The sequence below is a fragment of the Phocaeicola salanitronis DSM 18170 genome (genome assembly GCF_000190575.1).
GTDB classification, from domain to species: domain Bacteria; phylum Bacteroidota; class Bacteroidia; order Bacteroidales; family Bacteroidaceae; genus Phocaeicola; species Phocaeicola salanitronis.
On the sequence record NC_015164.1, the window covers coordinates 2,786,099 to 2,804,888 of the forward strand.

Genomic DNA, 18,790 nt, shown 5'->3' on the forward strand with positions numbered 1-18,790 from the left:
GAGTTAGAGGAGTTATCGCCCGCTTTAGCGGGCTTAGGAGTTAAAAGCCAATAGTCTTGTTATGGCTCACATTTGCAACGGTATTGTCTTTTAACTCCTAACGGAGCGAAGCGGAGTGATAACTCCTTTAACTCCTTCTAACTCCTTATATTTTAATATATATCTTTTTCTTGTACAACGGATATCCGATGGCTCCCATTACGCTCACGAAGAGCAGGGAGTAGACGGCGGAGGCTACATAAGGATTGCCGATGACGCTGTGGATGGCTCCGTAGACGGCGGGTTTGTACTCCGTGACGTTGAGCACCACGGCGGTCAGCTCGCTCAGCACGTAGAGGAAGAGCGGATTGACCCCGAATACTTCGAAGATGCGGCACCAGCGTTTCTTCCCTTGTGCGTCGATGAAGTAAAGCAGCGTAGCCTGGAGCATCGCCGCCATTCCACACGTGGCGAGGGCATAGCTGGGCGACCAGATGCGCTTGTTTAGCGGCAACCATTCCACTAGCAGGAATCCGGCAGCAGCCAGCAGGAATCCGGCAACGAAGAGCTTCACAATTTTCTGTCCTAAGTCTTGTGTCTCCATTATCAGCCGTCCGCAGAGGAAGCCGATAATCGTGTGGGCGATGGCAGCGAGGGTGCTGGTCAGCCCTTCGGGGTCGACGGGGCTTTTATGGTACAGGTGCTCGTAACCCAAGACCTTTGTGTCCCAGATGGCAAGGATGTTAGTAGAATCCATTGCGTAACCGTTTCCCCACTGGAGCAGGAGAGCATAGCCTAACAGCAGGATACCGGCTATCCACGCCAGTCCTTTGGGGCGTACGTAAAGGGCAAGCAGCGAGACAATGCCGTAGCACAAAGCAATGCGTGGCAGCACGCCTAGGATGCGGATATGGGCAAAGGGCAGGAAGTCGCCTTCGCACGCAAACTCGAACCAGTAGATACCCCAACCGATGAGGAAGATGAGCAGGGTACGCCGCACAATTTTCCGTAGGACGGCAGGGGAGGGTTGGAACTGGAATTTGCGTAGAGCGATGTAGGTGGATATTCCCATGATGAAGAGGAAAAAGGGGAACACAAGGTCGCACGGCGTCAGTCCGTTCCAAACGGAGTGGCGGAGCGAATCGTACGAATATTCCCCTCCGGCATTGTTGACCACAATCATGCCGAATACGGTGATGCCCCGCAGGACATCGAGAGAGAGAAGCCGTTGTTTCATATAAATGGTTCTATTAAATTGAAACGCAGATTAACGCGGATTTTCGCAGATTGTCATTTTATTTGTCTGTCTATTCTGCGTTAATCTGCGAAAAATCTGCGTTTCAATTATATTAATCTGTGTAATCTGTGGTGAGAAGCGACATTGCTTCGCGGGCGGTCTCGATGCAGTCGCCTTCCGCTTCAGCCTTGTACGGATTGTGTTGCAAGGTCCACGGCTCTTCCATGGCGTACCAGTCGATGTCCTGCATCTCTCCGCCGTCCAATACGCCTTGCAGCATTTCCCACCATGCCGCCCAACGCTTGTAGTAGAAGTCCTTCAAGATACCGTTCCATTCCTTGTGGGCATAGTCGCGCAAGCCGCCTTTGTCGGCACACTCGCGGTTGCCCCATGTAGTGATTTGCACACGGGCGTTCCATTCGTACAGGTCTTTTTCTTCGGGTGTGTTGCCCAAACTGCGTGCCTGGTTTATCCAGCGTCCTACGCGGAATTCGCTACGGGTGGCAAGCAGACGGTCTTGTGCCAGTAAGAGGTTGAGGAATTCTTTCGAATGGCGTGCATAGCTGCGCTTGTCAAAGCTCTTGAAGTCGGCTATCGCCCGATTGTAGACGATTCGTCCGCGGTCGGCAAGTGCCTGGCGCACGATGTCCACCAGGTCGTATTCGAAATTGTTGTTGCCCCGGAACTTGTCGGCTGCTTCCAGCATCAGGCGTGCGGCGGCCTCGGTAGAGGTAGGGTCGTAATAGTTTTCCATCTTCGACCAGCTCGATACTTGGAAGTTGTTCATGCTGGGACGTCCGCAGAAGATGGATTCGTGAGGTCCTTGCTGGTTGTTTCCGAAGGGACAGTTGTAGATGCCGTCGGCAAGAATCATCCATGCCTGTTCTATCTTTTCGTCTTTTGCTCCATAGCGGGCAGCCAGATACTCTTTCAGCCAGCTTTCCTTGGTGATTTTCTCGGGACGCCACGGCAATTCGCACATCAATTCGAACATCACCGGATTGTTTTCGCTGCCTTCCATGGTCAGACCGATGCCTTTCAGGTGGGCGGCAAGCGGGTTGTTTTTGGTAAGGTAGAAGTTATTCAGCAGTTGGTCCATGCGCCCGTGCAGCCCAACATTGGCTCCGAAGTTCTCCAGCATACAGAACAGCCAGTCGTGTTGCTCGTATCCTTTCTCGCGCTTCCAAATAGAAGGGATGCCCCACATGGGACGGCATTCGCTGAAGAGGTCAAGGATAAGCAGGTCGCCGTTCTTCAGGTTCTTCATCATTTCCGGACGCGGGTTCTCGGTCCAGCCTTGCACCACCCAGACGGCTTTCGGGTTGACCTGCTTCATCGCATCCATTACCGCCTTGCCGGCTGCATCGAAATCAACTTCTCCGGCATTCTCTAATTCGTGGAAAGGATCCATTGAATAGTAGTTGGCTTTGCCGAAGAGTTTCTCTTGTTCCTCGTAATAGAGGGCGGCGATTTCGGCAAACCGCTTGTCGGTAGGCATTAAGAATGCCGGACGGGTAAAACCGTTCCACAATTCCGGTTCGGTCACGTTCAGTCCCAGTTTCTGGTGAGCGTCATGAGGAACCATGCCCGAGTATCCCGGCAGTACCGGCTCGATACCGTATTCGCGCATCCGTTTCAGGATTTTCTTTTGCAAGGCTTCCTGCTGCGTGTACCAGCTGTCAGGATTCGGCCCGCCCCATCCTTCGAGGTTATTCATCGCCCACCAGGCAAGGAACGCCGGACCGGCAATGAAGCGGTTGGTTTCTTCTTTTGTGTAGCCTAGTTTGGCAAGCATGTTGCGCCATACACATTCCTGTCCCACGGCGGCAAGCGGAAGGTTGATGCCATGCAGTGCCATCCAGTCGATTTCCTTTTCCCAGCGTGCCCAGTCCCAGAAAGCCATGGTATACGAGTAGGTGCAATAGTTGAAGTCGTAGCGCAGGCTTAGGTCTGTTTCATGCCGTTCGGGCTTGGTGACGGGTGGGAGAGAAGCGGGCAGTTCTGCCGTCATGTTGTTCCACGAAAGGTGGATGCCGGCGTAGTATTTCAGGTACCAGTTCAGTCCGGAAGCGATGTTTACGTAGGTGTTTCCGCGTACCACAATTTTGTTTCCTTTTTGGTCCAATTCGAAGAAGTCGGTATCTGCGTTCTTCTGGAGCTGAATGATGAATTTTTTAGATGCTCCCGGTTCGATTCGTTCCAATAGTCCTTTGATAGGGTTTGCAAAAAGAGAGAAGGGAAGCAGGCACAACAAGCCTGCCAGCAAGAGGTTTCTGAGCTTCATATTATTACATTGTTTATAGGTTTTTGCAAATGTAATAAAAATGAACGAATGAACAAAGAAGCCGCATGGGGCTTTTCGCAATATGGATACCGTATTTTCCCAATAAACTGTAGGGGCGTATTGCATACGCCCGAAAACATCCACGTGGATTAGTTGACGCATTCGGGCGTATGCGATACGCCCCTACATGGGATGTTTGCGGAATTTATATTCCGCTATTCATTTTTGGATTGTATACGATGATGCAAAAGGGAAGAACCAGGCTTATTCCCCTGCATCAGGTGCATGGCTTCGTGCATACAGGCAGCTGCGTTGCCGGATGCATATCAGTCTGTCTTATTTTAGAAAAGGTTGACTCATAAATCAGAGTCAAGAAAATGAAAAAAGAAGAAAGTTTTGTGCACGATCATTCTTGCATCCGTGCAGTAGAGATTTACCGTTTGTGTAAAGTTGAGGGGTTGGACAATTCCGCCTTAATGAAAAAATTCGGCATAAGCCGTACGACTTTGTATCGTATATTGTCTACCTTTGAGCGTGAAAACCCTCAAATAGCAGAACAGATGAAACGTCAAGGAAAAGATGTGACTCCGGAAGATTACAAGCGTCTTCAGAATGAACTGGCCCGTTTGAAGAAAGAGCTTGAACGGGAACGCCTCCGCGCCGACTTCTATGAAGAGATGGTCGCATTCGGGGAGGAAGTATACGGCATACGGCTAAAAAAAGCTGGCACCAAGTAGCATGTAGGCTGCACGTCCGGGACAAGCGTCTTTACGGCATTGCCCCGATGTGCCGTCTGCTTGGTGTAAGCAAACAGGCCTACTACAAGCATGAGGACAAGCTTTTGCACCGCCTGGCGCTGGAATCTTTCGTTGTGGACTACGTCAGAGAGGTCCGCCGCAAGGATCCGGGCATAGGAGGAGGCAAGTTGTGGCAGATGTACAACCGCCGTTTCGGCACAGCCTGGCACGTGGGCTTCAACCGTTTTTATGCGATAATGGAACGCCACGGGCTTAAGCTCCGCCGCCGTAAGCGTCGTGCCGTGACGACCGATTCGCGCCACGGGCTTCCGGTCTATCCGAACCTGGTGAAAGCGCTGATACCCGATGCGCCCTGCCAGCTGATAGTGAGCGACATCACCTACATCGTATGCTGGACGGATCCGTTGACGGGGGAATACACGTTCTGCTACCTTTCGCTCATAACCGATTATTACACAAAGGAAATCGTGGGCTATAGCGTGGGCGAGACATTGGACTCCCGCTATCCCCTTGAAGCGCTGGAAATGGCCTTGCGGCACTATGGGGACAGGGACTTGAGCGGCCTGATCCACCATTCGGACCGGGGCGTGCAATATGCCAGTTACGAGTACACGCGGCGTCTGAAGGAACGTCAGATCCGCATCAGCATGACCGAAAGCGGCAATCCGAAAGACAACGCGGTGGCCGAACGGGTGAACAACACGGTCAAGAATGAGCTGCTCGGCGGCATGACGTTCCTGAACATCACTCAGGTAAGGGAGGCGGTGAAGGCGGCGGTGGACTTCTATAACAACGAACGTCCCCACTGGAGCCTGGACGGCATGACGCCGGCCGAAGCCTCCCGGTGCAAGGGGGAGCTGAAGAAGAAGTGGACCAGTTTCCGGGAGAGGGCCATAAAAGGACAAAGCCGCCCACAGACCGGAAGCCGGCCGGCCTCCGGATGAAACTTACGTTTTTACCTTGTTATAGAGAGGAAGATGAAAATAAAAGCTTATCTTTGCCTCGAAAACGGAAAGGTAAACCCTTTTCATGAAAAAACGGCCACAGGGTTAACCCTGTGCATGAATAGTAATAATACGAGTCAACCCGTACTACGAATAAGACTTAAAGTAGTCAACCTTTTCTACAAAGCTACAGTCCTTCCATCAGTCCTGATAGGTAGGACTGTAGTCCTAGTATATAAGGACTGCAGTCCTGGCACGTTAAAACAGCAGTACTGGCTTATCGGGACTGGCAGGACAGCCCGTTGTCTTTGCCTATGCAGCTACTGTTTACTTTGGAATCATTCGTATTTTATGTTTTCTTTTCAATTCATCTGAGAATTCCGCATAGAGAGCTACGGGGCCCAAGTGCCAAAGCTTCGTAGTTTCCTCTGCCAGTCTTTTGTAAGTATCCGAACTATAAAACCGGTAAAGAGCTGTTCGAAGTGGTATCTTTTGGTCATTGGCGTATATCTGCGCTACCCGGCTTACTTTTCCCGGCAACAGTAAATACAGATTTTGGTTGGTAATTTCTAAGTTCATCCTTTCACCTCCTTTGCTTCTTTAAATATGAGATAATGCAGGGAACATTCCGTATGGAACAGCCATTGGTCAACAAGCACGTATGTCTTCAACTCATTGATTAGCTCTGCGATATGTTTCGTCCAGTTCATAGACATTGACGTAACCTGTACCGCTTTTTTGTCCCAATTTGCGTTTCACCCAAAGCGTAGCCTGCCTTTCTGAAGTTGTCGTATAGAAACCGCTTCCGTAGTCTAACGCCCTGTTGGTTCTTCTTATTTCAGGCTTCTTCACCTGTTCTATACTGCCGTGATAAAGTATCATTTCTTCGCTTCGCTTTTTCGTCTGTCTATCAGTTCTTCTATCTCATCCATTAGCCATTGATGACTTTGCGTGTGAAGCACCTCAAAATTGTCTTCCAAATAAGGCAATACGCCATATCGTTCAAACAAGGTAGCGACTTCTTCACCACTCATTTGATGCTTGTTCTTGTACTGTTCAATGCAGAACGACAAGAAATAGGCTATGTCAAGTTCTTTGTCTTTCTTATCGGTTTTCATTTCTTCATCATATTAACGTGTAGCTTAAACAAACATTCCAATAAACACATCATGATATGGAAAAGGAAGAGGGGAGACTGATAACCGCTTAGAAGAACTTTGTGTCTTCGCCCAGGATGTCGGAAAGAAGCAGGTTGGCAAGACGGCTGGTCCCGAGGCGGAACAGTTCGTTGGTAAGCCATTCCTTGCCCAACAGTTCTTTTACGATCGTATAATATACCACTGCATCATGTACTGTGTTGATGCCTCCGGCAGGCTTGAATCCTACTTTGCGTCCGGTCTCCAGGAAGTATTCCTTGATTGCCTGGCACATCACGAAAGCTGCTTCGGGAGTGGCGGCGGGCTTTTCTTTTCCGGTGGAAGTCTTGATGAAATCGGCTCCTGAATACATGGCGAGGATGGAGGCTTTCTTGATGTTTTCGGCAGAGCCTAATGCGCCCGTTTCGAGGATTACTTTCAGGTGCTTTTCACCACACACGTCTTTCAGTTCCTGTATCTCGTCGCACATGCCTTCATAGTCGCCGCTGAGGAATTTGCCTACCGGAATCACGATGTCTATCTCGTCGGCTCCGGCATGCAATGCCATGGCGGTTTCCGCTACTTTCACTTCGGTGAATGTCTGCGAGGAAGGAAAGCCTCCCGATACGCAGGCTATCTTCACGTTGTCGGCTTCCAGCGTGTCGTGCACGATTTCCGCCATGTTGGGGTAGACGCAGATAGCTGCTACGTTCTTCAGGTCGGGGTGTTCGTCATCGAAGGCATTGATCCGTTCGGTGAATTTCATGACGCTGGTTTCGCTGTCCGTACATTTCAGCGTGGTGAGGTCGATGCAATGGAAGAGGAACTTCTTTACTTCGGGCGTGTCGTTTTCCGCCGCGTATTTCTCGATAATGTGGGCGGTCTTTGCCGCGATGTCCTCGTCTTTTAATGCCGTGTTGTATTTTCCCAATGCCATGTCATACTTGCTGGGTTGGTTCAGGTGCTCTTTGTCTTCCATATCCAAGTTTTGGAAGAGTTCGCTTTCAAATTCTTCGTTCTTGCTCATGTCGTTTTCAATTTTGGGTTGTTTTGATGTCTTTCTTTATCGCGTGCTGTTTTCTTTTCCAGGTTCTTCCGGAAAGCTTCGGTCAGGTTTACGCCCGTTTGGTTGGCAAGGCAGAGCAGCACCCAAAGTACGTCTGCCATCTCGTTGCCCAGGTCGTGTTTCTCGCCTTCCTTGAACGACTGGTCGCCATAGGTGCGTGCCATGATGCGTGCCAGTTCGCCTACTTCCTCGGTCAGTACCGCCATATTGGTCAGTTCGCTGAAGTAGCGTACGCCGTAGGTCTTTATCCAGTTATCGACTGTTTTCTGTGCTTCTTCGATTGTCATAATTATTTAGTTGACAAGTTAACGAGTTGACAAGGGAACAAGGTCTTGAATTGTTATGCAAGGTATTTAGAGCCTTGTTAACTCGTCAACTTGTTACCTTGTCAACTGGATTGTTTTTTTATTCCTTATTCTTCGTATCCATACATATCGTGACGGGACCGTTGTTCAGCAATTCTACTTTCATGTCGGCTCCGAATTCGCCGGTACCTACCTGCTTGCCTAAGGCGATGCTCAGTTCGTTGCAGAAGTATTCGTAGAGAGGAATGGCGGTTTCGTGCTTGGCGGCGCGGATGTACGAAGGACGGTTTCCCTTCTTGGTAGAAGCCATCAGGGTAAACTGGCTGACGACGATGATATCGCCTCCTGCTTCCAGAATGGATTTGTTCATCACTCCGTTCTCGTCATCAAATACACGCAGGTTGACGATTTTCTTGCATAGCCAGTCTGCATCTTCTTGTCCGTCGGCTTCCTCGATGCCAAGCAGGACGAGGAAGCCTTCCTTAATAGCCGATCTGCACGTCCCGTTGATGGTGACCGATGCATGGCTTACACGTTGGATTACTACTCTCATATCGGTTTTTAGGTTTTTCGCAAAGATACAATTTTAGTTTGTAAGTTTGTGAGTTTTTGAGTTTGTTAGTTCTTTCGTTTTTCGAGTTCTTCATGTTTCAATCTACAAACTCTTAAACTTAAAAACTCACAAAGTCTCTTTGATGGTTTGCGCCACGCTCATCCCTACCACTTCGGCGAGTTCTTCCAGCGAGGCTTTCTTGATGCGTGCCACGCTCTTGAAATGTTTCAGCAACGCTTCCTTACGCATTTTGCCTACGCCCTTGATGCCGTCCAGTGCCGAGGCAATCTGGCTTTTGCTTCGCTTGTCGCGATGGAAAGTGATGGCAAAGCGGTGGACTTCATTCTGTATGTTTTCCAATAAGTGGAAGAGGGGAGTCCCCTGCTTGAGTCCGATGTTTCTGGGTGGAAAGCCGAAGAGAATTTCCGAAGTGCGGTGTTTGTTGTCTTTGGCAAGTCCGGCTATCGGGATATGCAGACTGAGTTCGTCTTCGATGACTTGGCGCACCACTTCCATCTGTCCTTTGCCGCCATCGGTTAGAATCAGGTCGGGCAATTCTCCTTGCTCTTCCAGAATGCGTGTGTAGCGGCGGCGTACCACTTCTTGCATCGAAGCATAATCGTCGGGACCTACTACTGTCTTGATGATGTATTTGCGGTAGTCCTGTTTGCTGGGGCGTCCTTTCTTGAATACCACGCAAGCCGCTACGGCATCTGCTCCCTGGATGTTGGAATTGTCGAAGCACTCGATGTGAAGGGGAATTTTCTCCATGTGCAGTTGTTCCTGAATTTCCTTTAGCAGACGGACACTGCGTTGTTCGGGATTCAATTTTTCGGCTTGCTTCAGCCGGTCTACTTTGTATTGCTTTACGTTGAGGATGGACAACTCCAGCAGATGCTTCTTGTCGCCCCGCTGGGGAATGGTGAAAGTTACGTCTTCCATTTCCAAATCTAACTCAAACGGCACGATGATTTCTTTCGACTGGCTTTTGTAGCGTTCGCGCATTTCTACGATGCCCATCTCCAGCAGTTCTTCTTTTGTTTCCTCCAGCCGCTTTTTGTATTCGAACGTGAAGGCTTGGTTGATACACCCGTTGGTGATGTGCAGATAGTTGATGTAGGCGGATTGCTCGTCGTCTTCGATGGAAAAGACATCGATGTTGTGCAGCACCGAACTTACCACTTCGCTTTTCGACCGGTAATTCTCAATCAGCTCGTATTTCTCTTTGATGAGCTGTGCTTCTTCAAACCGCATTTCATCGGCAAGCCGCATCATTTCCTGCATCATCCCTTGGCTCACTTTTTGCGTGTTTCCCTTTAGCAGTTCTTTAATGGATGCAATGTTTGCCATATATTCTTCGTGCGATTGCGCTCCTATGCAGGGACCTTTGCAATTCTTGATGTGATATTCCAGGCAGACCCTGAATTTGCCCGCCTGAATGTTTTCGGGTGTGAGAGCCAGGTGGCAAGTACGGAGAGGGTACAGTTTCTTGATAAGGTCGAGCATGGCTTGCATGGAAGGGAAATGGGTATAAGGTCCGAAGTAGGTGGAACCGTCGCGCACAATCTTCCGTGTCTTGAACACACGCGGAAAGTATTCGTTGCTCACGCAAATGGAAGGATAGCTTTTGTCATCTTTCAGCAAGACGTTGTAGCGGGGCTTGTATTTTTTGATAAGGTTGTTTTCGAGCAGGAGCGCATCTTCTTCCGTGTTTACCACGATGTAGCGTATGTCGGCTATCCTGCTCACCAGAATACGGGTTTTTGCCGAGTGGTGGTCTTTCGAAAAATACGAGTAGACACGGCGCTTCAGGTTCTTTGCCTTCCCCACATAGATGATGGTTCCCTCTGCATTCAGGTATTGGTAGATGCCCGGGCTGGTTGGCAGGTTCATTACGATTCCCCGCAAGTATTCGTTGGTCTTCAGTTCTTCCATTTTCGTAGTTCATTTGAGATGACTAGTTGACTAGGTACTAGGGACTAGGTCTTAGATACTAAAGCTTTCTTCGCCACATCAATGGAGGTATTAAAACCTAGTCCCTAGTACCTGGTTAACTAGTCCCTGCTGATTATAATTGCAAGAGGGTAGTCACTTCCACGTCTTCGGGGAATGCCTTACGCCCGTTCAGCCCTTTCAGCTCAATGACGAAGTTGATGTAGGCTTGCTTGGCTCCGCATTTCTTAACCAGCCGATGAGTAGCCGCCATGGTGCCTCCTGTGGCGAGCAGGTCATCGTGAAGAAGCACTACGTCGTTTTCATCGATGGCATCGCGATGGATTTGGATGGTATCGGTTCCGTATTCTTTGGCGTAGGTCTCTTCGATGACTTCGGCGGGAAGCTTGCCCGGCTTGCGTGCCATGATGAAGCCGGCGCCTAACCGTGCCGCCAAGGCTCCGCCCAGAATAAAGCCTCTCGACTCGATGCCTACTACTTTGGTGATGCCTTTGTCCTTGTACATCTCGTATAATTCGTCGATGAGCCCTTGCAGGCACTCCGCATTTTTGAAGAGCGTGGTTACGTCATAGAACAAGATTCCCGGCTTGGGGAAGTCTGGGATTTCTCTTAGATTTTTTCTTAATGTTTCTTTGTTCATAGCCAGTGTTTTATGATTGTTTCTTAAACTTGTTGTTTCACGTGAAACATTGTGCTTTACCTGCCCAGCAGGACAAGGAGCACGTTGATGTCGCTGGGCGAGATACCCGGTATGCGGCTTGCCTGTGCCAGTGTCTCGGGATCTATCTTGATAAGCTTCTGACGTGCTTCGGTGGAGAGCGAGTTCAGGTTGGCATAGTCGAACCGTCCCTTTATCTTGATGCTTTCCAGCCGGTGTATCTTGTCGGCTATCATCCGTTCGCGGTCGATGTAGCCTTGGTATTTTATCAGCACCTCCGCGGCTTCGAGGGTCTCTTCTTTCCGGTCGGTCACTTTATCCAGTTCAGCTTGGAAGGCGGGGATGTGCGGCGCGATGTTTTCGATGGTGATTTGCGGGCGGCTCAGCAGGTCGATTAACTTGCATCCGTGGGCAAGCCTTGCCGTGCCCAGACTCTCCAGTGTGTCGTTGATTTTATCGGTTTTGATGGAGTAGACCTTGGCAAACTCTACCAGATGCTGTATCATTTCCCGCTTGCGGCAAAGCATGTCGTAGCGGTCGCGCTTGGCAAGGCCGAGGCGGTAAGCCCGTTCGGTAAGGCGCATGTCGGCATCGTCCTGACGGAGCAAGATGCGGTATTCGGCGCGTGAAGTAAACATGCGGTAAGGCTCGTCCACGCCTTTTGTCACGAGGTCGTCTATCAGCACGCCGATGTAAGCCTCGTCCCTTCCCAATACGAACGGTTCGCCTCCGGTGCAGTTCTGGTGTGCGTTGATGCCGGCAATGATGCCTTGCCCGCCTGCTTCCTCGTATCCGGTAGTGCCGTTCACTTGTCCGGCGAAGAACAGGTTCTTGATGACCTTCGATTCCAGCGTATGCGTGAGCTGGGTGGGGTCGAAATAATCGTATTCGATGGCATAGCCCGGGCGGTAAGCCACTACGTTGCGGAAGCATGGTATCTTACGCAGGGCGGCAAACTGGATGTCCATCGGGAGCGAAGACGAGAAGCCGTTCAGGTAAAGCTCGCGGGTCGTTTCGCCTTCGGGTTCCAGGAAAAGCTGGTGTTGCGGCTTGTCGGGGAAGGTCACGATTTTGGTCTCGATGCTGGGGCAATAGCGCGGACCGATGCTTTGGATTTGCCCGTTGTAGAGAGGAGAGTCGGCAAGCCCGCTCCGCAATACGGCGTGCACTTCCTCGTTTGTATAACATGTCCAGCATTGCAATTGCTTCAGGTGGCGCGGTTCGCTCATGAAAGAGAAGCTATGGAAATCATTTTCTCCGTCTTGTGTCTCCATGAGCGAGAAGTCTACACTCCGTGCGTCGATGCGTACGGGGGTACCTGTCTTCATCCGTCCGGCGGTAATGCCGTGCCGGGTGATGGATTCGGTCAGGTGATACGAAGCCGGTTCGGCGCACCGTCCTCCGGCGAGCATCTTGCGTCCGATGTGCATCAGCCCGTTCAGGAACGTGCCTGCGGTAAGGATGACACACCGTGCGTAGAAGGTGACACCCCAGCAGGTGACCACTCCTTTTACTTCTCCGTCTTCTACCAGCAGTTCTTCTACCGTGTCTTGCCAGATATGCAGGTTGGGGATGTTTTCCAGTATCTCGCGCCAGGTCCAGATGAACTTCGCCCGGTCGCACTGGGCGCGGGGGCTCCACATGGCAGGTCCTTTCGAGCGGTTGAGCATCCGGAACTGGATGGCGGTGCGGTCGGTCACGATTCCCATATAGCCTCCCAGCGCGTCAATCTCCCTTACGATTTGTCCTTTGGCGATTCCGCCCACGGCAGGGTTGCAGCTCATCTGGGCAATCTTGTTCATGTCCATCGTAATGAGGCAGGTCTTCGAACCTAAGTTGGCGGAAGCCGCCGCGGCTTCGCATCCGGCATGTCCCGCCCCGATTACAATCACGTCGTAGTTAAAATCCATTCGTCTTTACATTTTAATATACGGCACAAAAATACGAAAAAAAGGTGGGTTAAGCTATGGAATAAGGGAAAAAGAAAAAGGCACCTATATGCATCGGGCGATGCATATAGGTGCGTGGGTGGATGCATATAGGTGCCTGGCTCTGTGTCCTCCGTGGTGAATCACGTCAACCCATTTCCGCCAGCAGGGCGAGTGCCTTGTTCTCGGCGGCTTCCATGATTTCACGCTCGCCCGGACCTTTGTCGTTGATGCCGCACAGGTGCAGGATGCCGTGGATGATGACCCGGTGCAGCTCGGTGTCATACGGGGCATTGAATTGTTCGGCATTGGTGCGCACCGTGTCGAGGCTGATAAACAGGTCGCCCGCAATGCGGTTTCCTTCGGAATAGTCGAAGGTGATGATGTCGGTATAATAATCGTGTTGCAGGTATTGGCGGTTCACCTCCAATATCTTCTCATCGGAGCAGAAGATGTAGGCTATCTCTCCCACCTTCTTTCCATACGTTTGGGCGACGGCTTTCACCCATTCCGTGGTCTCTCTTTTCCTGATAGAGGGCATTTCCACTCCCTCGGTCTGATACGTAATCATAGTTGACTTGTGTTTTTATATTGAACACAGAGACACAGAGTCACGGAGTTTTTTATTTGAGAAAATAAAGATGTAAATGAAAAATTCTCTGTGTCTCCGTGTCTCTGTGTTCCTAAAATTAGAAGAATAAATAGCAAACGAATATCGCGGCAAGGATGCCCGCAAAGTCTGCAAGCAAGCCGCAAGGTACGGCATGGCGGGTCTTTGCTACGCCTACGCTTCCGAAGTACACCGCAAGGATATAAAACGTGGTGTCGGTAGAGCCTTGGAAGATACATGCCAACCGTCCTACGAACGAATCTGCTCCGTAGGTGCTCATGGCATCTACCATCAATCCGCGTGCACCGCTTCCGCTTAACGGTTTCATCAGAGCCGTAGGAAGCGCGCCTACGAAATCGCTATCCAGCCCACACATCTCTACCAGCGAGGCAATGCCTTGGGTCAAGTAATCCATACACCCCGAAGCACGGAACACGCCGATAGCCACCAGTATCGCCACCAGATAGGGGATGATGCGCACGGCGGTGGTGAATCCCTCTTTCGCTCCTTCGATGAATGCATCGTACACATTCACTTTCTTGCGGATGCCCGCCGCGATGAACCCGATGATAATCACGAACAGGAAAACATTGGCAAAGGTGGTAGAGTAGAGGTCGATTTGGTCTTGTGACAAGGTGCTGAAGAACCAGATGATGCCTGTTATGAATGCGATTGCTCCTCCTAAAAAGAGCAGAATCGTGCGGTTCAAAAGGTTGATGCGCTGATAAAGAGCCACGGCAATGATACCGGCAAGGGTGGAAATAAAGGTGGCGATGAGTATCGGCACGAATACATCGGTGGGTTGTGCCGCCCCCAGCTGGGCGCGGTAGACCATGATGCTGATAGGTATCAGGGTCAGTCCCGAAGTGTTTATCACCAGGAACATAATCATCGGGTTGGTGGCGGTATCTTTCTTTGGATTCAGTTCTTGCAAGCCTTCCATGGCTTTCAGCCCGAGGGGCGTGGCGGCATTGTCCAATCCCAACATATTGGCCGCCATGTTCATAAAGATGCTTCCCGTTACGGGATGCCCTTTGGGAATGTCGGGAAAGAGTTTGGAAAACAAAGGGCTAAGCACGCGCGAGAAAAGGGCGATGACTCCGCCTTGCTCGCCAATGCGCATGATGCCCATCCAAAGTGCCAGCACACCGGTCAGCCCGAGGGAAATCTCGAATGCCGACTTGGAAGAGGCAAAGGTGGAGTTGATGATGTCGGGGAATACCTCCGCGTCACCAAAGAATACCAGCCGTATTGTGGCAACAATAAAAGCCAGCACGAAGAAAGCAATCCAGATGTAGTTCAGAACCATAGTCTTATTGTTTTGTCAAGTAAGCAGATGTCTTTATGAAACGCAGATTAGCGCAAATTTTCGCAGATTATTATTTTCCCTATCTGTGAGAATCTGCGTTAATCTGCGTTTTAAAGTTGGAAACATAAAGATTTGTGCCTCATTTTCTGTTATTAAAATTCTCCGCAAAAGTAAAGAATTAATTCCGAAAATGATAACTTTGCATTCATGAAATACATTCGATTCCGATATATTCGTTGGGCGGTACTGGCTCTGCTTCTGATAGGTGTGTGGATGTTCCGCTGGATACCCGGTGCCGGAGAATGGTACGCACGGGAGGTATATCCTGGGCTTTCCGTTTGCCTTTCGGGTGTGGCTTCGGTAGTTCCGTTCTCGCTTTGCGAAGTGACGGTTATCGGGATTGGAGGCTTCCTGCTGGTTTATCCTTTTGTGGCACGGCGGAAGAAACGGAGCGGATGGCACATCTTAGGGCGTGAAGTGGAAGTGTTGGTGTGGGTTTACGTCTGGTTCTATTGGGGCTGGGGGATGAATTACTTCCGGAATGACTTCTTTTCCCGTTCGGGCGTAGCGCGTGTTTCGTATGAAGAGGCACGGTTTCATCGTTTTCTCGAAGCCTATACCGATAGCTTGAATGCCACGTATGGTGTGCAGATGTCCTTGTCTGAAACCGGAATGCAAAACGAGGTGAAACGGATATACCGGCATGTGCCGGAGCGGTTCGGGCTGACCGTTCCGAAAGACTTTCAGCATCCGAAGCGCTCTTTGGTAAACGGACTGTATTCGAAAGTCGGTGTGCTGGGCTATATGGGACCTTTCTTTGATGAGTCGCACGTCAATCACGAATTGCTTCCGGCACAATACCCGTTTACGTATGCTCACGAGCTTTCCCACCTGCTGGGCGTGAGCCAGGAAGCCGAAGCCAATTTCTGGGCGTATCAGGTTTGCGTCCGCTCCGCAAATAGGTACGTGCGCTATTGCGGATACTTCGGTTTGCTACCTTATATATATAGGGACGCTTATCGGATATTGGGCGAAGCCGGCTGTAAAGAATGGGCAAGCCATATCCGTTCCGACATTATGCGGGAACTCCGCGCGAAAGAAATTTATTGGGGAGAACGGTATAGCCCGTGGATAGGTGCGGTACAGGATGCTGTCTATAACTGGTACCTGAAAGGAAACTGTATCCCGTCGGGGACGAAGAATTATGGCGAGGTGACAGGTATGATTCTTTCCTTGCCCGAAAACTGGTGGCAATGAGGCTGCGAGAATTGAAAAATTACGTAGGGGAGGCGGGAAGGTCTTTGATTTTGCGATTCTGAATGGTTGAAGGATACCGTATGGGATAAGTTTTCCTTTCTATTTGTCGCAAATAGGAGAGGATAGGATGCAGATTTGTTTCCTTTTGCTTGGCTATTTGCGCTTATCGTGTCAATTTGATGAATTTACGTTGGTTGATATCTGATGCGCATTTAGAAAAATATCCCGCAATTCATGCTCCGGTTTCAAGTTCCTTCTATTTTCGTCCGAAATCAGCCGGTACTTCACCCCATTTCTCAGTCTCCCATTTTAGTAAAGGAGTGGTGTAGGCATTTTCTTTCAACCATTTCTCGGCACGTTCTATCAGGCGAAACAATTCTTCGGTCTTTGCCGTACGCTCCAGTTTGGTTTTGCATTTCTTTTGCTTCACCCAGCTCAAGGCGTTCCGGCTATCTGAATAGACAGGCATTGAGATGTTCTTTTGTTTTAACAAAGCAAGGGCATGTACGATGGCAAGGAATTCGCCGATATTGTTTGTTCCATATACGGGACCGAAGTGAAAGATTTCCTGCCCCGTCAACAGATACACACCCCGGTACTCCATCGGACCTGGATTACCGCTGCATGCCGCATCTACGGCAAGGCAATTCAAGTCGAAACCGGAAGGCAAGCGTTTTTCAAAAGATTGGCTTGCCGTTTCTTTATGGGGCTGCAGGTAATGGTGCGGAGGGGTAACCAATGCCTTTTCTGCTTCTTCACGTGTATCAAACGATTTATAGAGCGCACCCTTATAGCCTTTAATCTGTAGCTGGCAATCTGTCCACGAGTCGTACACACCTGGTTCTACGCCTTTCCACACCACGTAAAATTTCTTCTTTCCCATATAATTTCTTTTTTCACCACAGATTACACAGATTTTCAATCAATTTTTTAATCTGTGTAATTTGTGGTGAAGCTGTTTCTTACATGCGTTCAGGCACTTCGATGCCCAGCAATCCCATGGCTTCTTTCACAATCTTGCCCACGTTCTGGCTCAGAGCAAGGCGGAAGACTTTCAACGCTTCGTTTTCTTCGCGCAGGATGCTGAAGTCGTGGTAGAACTGGTTGTATTCTTTTACCAAGTCGTAAGCATAGTTGGCAAGGATAGACGGGTTATAGTCGGTACCTGCCTGATCTACGGTAGCCGTAAAGTCTGCAAGCATCTGAATCAGTCCTTCTTCTTTTGCTGTCAGTTCCATGCCGGCTGGGATAACCGCCGGAATCGTGATGCCGGCTTCGGCTGCCTTGCGCAGGATGGACTGGATACGGGCATACGTGTATTGGATGAAAGGACCGGTATTCCCGTTGAAGTCGATAGATTCTTTCGGATTAAAGGTCATGTTCTTGCGCGCATCTACCTTCAAGATGAAATATTTCAATGCGCCCAATCCTACGATGCGGGCGATGTCATCGGCTTCTTCCTGTGTCAGTCCGTCCAGTTTGCCCAACTCGTTGCTGGTTTCCTTAGCAGTCTGAATCATGGCTTCCATCAGGTCGTCGGCATCTACCACGGTACCTTCGCGGCTCTTCATCTTTCCTTCGGGCAATTCTACCATGCCGTAAGAGAAGTGCACCAAGTCTTTTCCCCACTCGAATCCCAGCTTGTCGAGCAGGATAGAAAGCACTTGGAAGTGGTAGTTCTGTTCGTTGCCTACCACGTATATCATCTTGTCTATCGGATAATCGGCAAAGCGCTGTTCGGCAGTACCGATGTCTTGGGTCATGTAAACCGAGGTACCGTCGGCACGGAGCAACAGTTTCTGGTCAAGTCCTTCGGGGGTAAGGTCTGCCCATACCGAACCGTCTTCCTTGCGGTAGAAGATACCTTTTTCCAGGCCTTCCAACACTTTCTTTTTCCCTTCCAGATAGGTGTTCGATTCGTAATAAATCTTGTCGAAGCTTACTCCCATCATCTTGTAGGTCTCATCGAATCCGGCATATACCCAGTTGTTCATCTTCTCCCAAAGGGCACGCACTTCGGGGTCGCCTGCTTCCCATTTGCGGAGCATTTCACGGGCTTCCTGCATCAAAGGCGACTGGGCTTCGGCTTCTTCTTTGCTCAAGCCTTTTTCCATCAGTTCGGCTACTTCGGCTTTGTAGTGCTTGTCGAAGGCTACGTAGTAATCGCCTATCAGGTGGTCGCCTTTCTTTCCCGATGATTCGGGAGTCTCGCCGTTGCCGTATTTCAGCCATGCCAGCATGGATTTGCAGATGTGGATGCCGCGGTCGTTCACGATGTTGGTTTTCACCACGCGGTTGCCGTTGGCAGCCATGATATTGGCAAGTGCATTACCCAGCAGGTTGTTACGCACATGTCCCAAGTGGAGCGGTTTGTTGGTATTGGGCGATGAATATTCAATCATCACCAGCGGAGCCTTCTCGTCGGCTTTGCGGATACCCCATTGCGCATCGGCATGGATGCGGTTCAGCAAGTCAATCCATACGTCCGAAGCAATCGTCAGGTTCAGGAATCCTTTGATGACATTATAGTCGGCAATGGCAGGTTCGTTCGCCTTCAGGTATTCTCCGATTTCCTGCCCGGTTTGCTCCGGTCCTTTCTTCGAAAGTTTCAGAAAAGGGAACACTACCACTGTCAAGTGGCCCGCAAACTCTTTCTTCGTCTTTTGCAACTGCACCATGGCGGGGGTAATCTCCGCTCCGTACAGCTTCTTCACTCCGTCGATAACGGAAGCTGTAAGTTTGTCTTCTATTTTCATGTGTATATCTTTGTGCGTTTGTTTTTTACTTTGTGCGCAAAGGTACGAAATTTTTTT

At 50.1% G+C, this 18,790-nt stretch carries 17 protein-coding genes; 3 read left to right on the forward strand and 14 right to left on the reverse strand.

The annotated features are described in order from the left end of the window. Nucleotides 1–145: 145 nt before the first annotated feature. Together BACSA_RS12010 and BACSA_RS12015 are read right to left on the reverse strand one after the other, a co-directional pair. Nucleotides 146–1,216, reverse strand: coding sequence for an acyltransferase family protein (locus BACSA_RS12010; RefSeq protein ID WP_013618365.1), 1,071 nt, complete (start codon nucleotides 1,214–1,216; stop codon nucleotides 146–148). A gap of 112 nt (nucleotides 1,217–1,328) precedes the next feature. Continuing rightward, nucleotides 1,329–3,500 (reverse strand): alpha-N-acetylglucosaminidase, encoded by a 2,172-nt coding sequence (locus BACSA_RS12015; RefSeq protein WP_013618366.1) that lies wholly within the window; start codon nucleotides 3,498–3,500, stop codon nucleotides 1,329–1,331. A gap of 377 nt (nucleotides 3,501–3,877) precedes the next feature. On the opposite strand from BACSA_RS12015, the gene BACSA_RS12020 reads away from it, so the two are divergent. Next, nucleotides 3,878–4,237 (forward strand): hypothetical protein, encoded by a 360-nt coding sequence (locus BACSA_RS12020; protein ID WP_013616650.1) that lies wholly within the window; start codon nucleotides 3,878–3,880, stop codon nucleotides 4,235–4,237. An 8-nt stretch (nucleotides 4,238–4,245) separates the two neighbouring features. Further along, nucleotides 4,246–5,202, forward strand: a complete 957-nt coding sequence (locus tag BACSA_RS12025) for an IS3 family transposase (RefSeq protein ID WP_262501257.1) — start codon at nucleotides 4,246–4,248, stop codon at nucleotides 5,200–5,202. Between the two features lie 672 nt (nucleotides 5,203–5,874). Here BACSA_RS12025 and BACSA_RS12035 read toward each other — a convergent pair. The 10 genes from BACSA_RS12035 to BACSA_RS12080 form a co-directional block, all read right to left on the reverse strand. Then, on the reverse strand, nucleotides 5,875–6,084 hold the full coding sequence (locus tag BACSA_RS12035; protein WP_052305991.1) for a DUF3990 domain-containing protein: 210 nt from the start codon (nucleotides 6,082–6,084) through the stop codon (nucleotides 5,875–5,877). Next, nucleotides 6,081–6,320: a DUF3791 domain-containing protein gene (locus BACSA_RS12040; RefSeq protein ID WP_013618368.1), complete on the reverse strand. Its 240-nt coding sequence runs from the start codon at nucleotides 6,318–6,320 to the stop codon at nucleotides 6,081–6,083. Before BACSA_RS12040 ends, BACSA_RS12035 begins: the two co-directional genes overlap by 4 nt. Nucleotides 6,321–6,408: 88 nt before the next feature. Next, on the reverse strand, nucleotides 6,409–7,317 hold the full coding sequence (gene deoC / locus BACSA_RS12045) for a deoxyribose-phosphate aldolase (protein WP_041584396.1): 909 nt from the start codon (nucleotides 7,315–7,317) through the stop codon (nucleotides 6,409–6,411). Nucleotides 7,318–7,361: 44 nt separating this feature from the next. Continuing rightward, complete coding sequence (locus BACSA_RS12050; RefSeq protein ID WP_013618370.1) at nucleotides 7,362–7,691, reverse strand: nucleotide pyrophosphohydrolase; 330 nt, start codon at nucleotides 7,689–7,691, stop codon at nucleotides 7,362–7,364. 118 nt (nucleotides 7,692–7,809) lie between these two features. Continuing rightward, on the reverse strand, nucleotides 7,810–8,262 hold the full coding sequence (gene dtd, locus BACSA_RS12055) for a D-aminoacyl-tRNA deacylase (protein ID WP_013618371.1): 453 nt from the start codon (nucleotides 8,260–8,262) through the stop codon (nucleotides 7,810–7,812). A gap of 126 nt (nucleotides 8,263–8,388) precedes the next feature. Then, nucleotides 8,389–10,197, reverse strand: a complete 1,809-nt coding sequence (uvrC, locus tag BACSA_RS12060) for an excinuclease ABC subunit UvrC (RefSeq protein ID WP_013618372.1) — start codon at nucleotides 10,195–10,197, stop codon at nucleotides 8,389–8,391. 133 nt (nucleotides 10,198–10,330) lie between these two features. Next, on the reverse strand, nucleotides 10,331–10,855 hold the full coding sequence (locus BACSA_RS12065; protein WP_013618373.1) for an adenine phosphoribosyltransferase: 525 nt from the start codon (nucleotides 10,853–10,855) through the stop codon (nucleotides 10,331–10,333). Between the two features lie 56 nt (nucleotides 10,856–10,911). After that, entirely contained in the window at nucleotides 10,912–12,783 is a 1,872-nt protein-coding gene (gene mnmG / locus BACSA_RS12070; protein WP_013618374.1) for a tRNA uridine-5-carboxymethylaminomethyl(34) synthesis enzyme MnmG, read from the reverse strand. 166 nt (nucleotides 12,784–12,949) lie between these two features. Continuing rightward, the gene (ybeY, locus tag BACSA_RS12075) at nucleotides 12,950–13,372 is read right to left on the reverse strand and encodes an rRNA maturation RNase YbeY (protein ID WP_013618375.1); all 423 of its coding nucleotides are present in this window, start codon (nucleotides 13,370–13,372) and stop codon (nucleotides 12,950–12,952) included. A gap of 118 nt (nucleotides 13,373–13,490) precedes the next feature. Then, complete coding sequence (locus BACSA_RS12080) at nucleotides 13,491–14,720, reverse strand: nucleoside recognition domain-containing protein (RefSeq protein WP_013618376.1); 1,230 nt, start codon at nucleotides 14,718–14,720, stop codon at nucleotides 13,491–13,493. A gap of 207 nt (nucleotides 14,721–14,927) precedes the next feature. On the opposite strand from BACSA_RS12080, the gene BACSA_RS12085 reads away from it, so the two are divergent. Beyond that, the gene (locus BACSA_RS12085; RefSeq protein WP_013618377.1) at nucleotides 14,928–15,977 is read left to right on the forward strand and encodes a DUF3810 domain-containing protein; all 1,050 of its coding nucleotides are present in this window, start codon (nucleotides 14,928–14,930) and stop codon (nucleotides 15,975–15,977) included. Nucleotides 15,978–16,233: 256 nt separating this feature from the next. On the opposite strand, the gene BACSA_RS12090 is transcribed toward BACSA_RS12085, so the two are convergent. Together BACSA_RS12090 and argS are read right to left on the reverse strand one after the other, a co-directional pair. Next, complete coding sequence (locus BACSA_RS12090) at nucleotides 16,234–16,860, reverse strand: ribonuclease H1 domain-containing protein (RefSeq protein ID WP_013618378.1); 627 nt, start codon at nucleotides 16,858–16,860, stop codon at nucleotides 16,234–16,236. 79 nt (nucleotides 16,861–16,939) lie between these two features. Beyond that, nucleotides 16,940–18,733, reverse strand: a complete 1,794-nt coding sequence (gene argS, locus BACSA_RS12095; RefSeq protein WP_013618379.1) for an arginine--tRNA ligase — start codon at nucleotides 18,731–18,733, stop codon at nucleotides 16,940–16,942. Nucleotides 18,734–18,790: the final 57 nt, after the last annotated feature.

Bases quoted from the DNA above. Each gene is read 5' to 3' on its own strand.
- deoC (WP_041584396.1), bottom strand. From the start codon at position 7,317: ATGGAAGACAAAGAGCACCTGAACCAACCCAGCAAGTATGACATGGCA.
- mnmG (WP_013618374.1), bottom strand. From the start codon at position 12,783: ATGGATTTTAACTACGACGTGATTGTAATCGGGGCGGGACATGCCGGA.
- BACSA_RS12080 (WP_013618376.1), bottom strand. From the start codon at position 14,720: ATGGTTCTGAACTACATCTGGATTGCTTTCTTCGTGCTGGCTTTTATT.
- BACSA_RS12010 (WP_013618365.1), bottom strand. From the start codon at position 1,216: ATGAAACAACGGCTTCTCTCTCTCGATGTCCTGCGGGGCATCACCGTA.
- BACSA_RS12090 (WP_013618378.1), bottom strand. From the start codon at position 16,860: ATGGGAAAGAAGAAATTTTACGTGGTGTGGAAAGGCGTAGAACCAGGT.
- dtd (WP_013618371.1), bottom strand. From the start codon at position 8,262: ATGAGAGTAGTAATCCAACGTGTAAGCCATGCATCGGTCACCATCAAC.
- BACSA_RS12085 (WP_013618377.1), top strand. From the start codon at position 14,928: ATGAAATACATTCGATTCCGATATATTCGTTGGGCGGTACTGGCTCTG.
- BACSA_RS12040 (WP_013618368.1), bottom strand. From the start codon at position 6,320: ATGAAAACCGATAAGAAAGACAAAGAACTTGACATAGCCTATTTCTTG.
- BACSA_RS12015 (WP_013618366.1), bottom strand. From the start codon at position 3,500: ATGAAGCTCAGAAACCTCTTGCTGGCAGGCTTGTTGTGCCTGCTTCCC.
- ybeY (WP_013618375.1), bottom strand. From the start codon at position 13,372: ATGATTACGTATCAGACCGAGGGAGTGGAAATGCCCTCTATCAGGAAA.
- uvrC (WP_013618372.1), bottom strand. From the start codon at position 10,197: ATGGAAGAACTGAAGACCAACGAATACTTGCGGGGAATCGTAATGAAC.
- BACSA_RS12065 (WP_013618373.1), bottom strand. From the start codon at position 10,855: ATGAACAAAGAAACATTAAGAAAAAATCTAAGAGAAATCCCAGACTTC.
- BACSA_RS12035 (WP_052305991.1), bottom strand. From the start codon at position 6,084: ATGATACTTTATCACGGCAGTATAGAACAGGTGAAGAAGCCTGAAATA.
- BACSA_RS12020 (WP_013616650.1), top strand. From the start codon at position 3,878: ATGAAAAAAGAAGAAAGTTTTGTGCACGATCATTCTTGCATCCGTGCA.
- BACSA_RS12050 (WP_013618370.1), bottom strand. From the start codon at position 7,691: ATGACAATCGAAGAAGCACAGAAAACAGTCGATAACTGGATAAAGACC.
- argS (WP_013618379.1), bottom strand. From the start codon at position 18,733: ATGAAAATAGAAGACAAACTTACAGCTTCCGTTATCGACGGAGTGAAG.